The following is a 277-nucleotide window of genomic DNA, read 5'->3' on the forward strand; positions in this document are numbered from 1 at the left end:
GAAGCGCCGTCTCGCGATCGAGGCAGTTGGCGCGCGGGTAGAGCTGCAGGCCGCCGACAGTCTTGCCGGTCACCATCCACGACAGCGAAACCCAGGGGTTGTAGGATGCGACGCGGGTCGCATCGGTGCCGGCGGAGACGTTGACGCCCCTTGCCAGCATCTTGGCCACCGGCGGCGTCGCTTCAGCGACACCATGGCCGTAGCGCTCGACGAAGTACTCGCCCTGATAGGCCATGCGGTGCTGCACGCCGATTCCGCCGCCAAGGGCGGCGATCCG

1 protein-coding gene is annotated in these 277 nt (G+C 68.2%); it reads right to left on the bottom strand.

Annotated features, from left to right (window positions below; translation table 11 throughout):
- Positions 1-277, bottom strand: a 277-nt coding sequence (locus IB272_RS34605; protein ID WP_192445905.1) for an amidohydrolase family protein, incomplete at both ends; no start/stop codon positions are given.

It is taken from the genome of Ensifer sp. ENS08, assembly GCF_014852195.1.
Taxonomy (GTDB): Bacteria; Pseudomonadota; Alphaproteobacteria; order Rhizobiales; family Rhizobiaceae; genus Ensifer; species Ensifer adhaerens.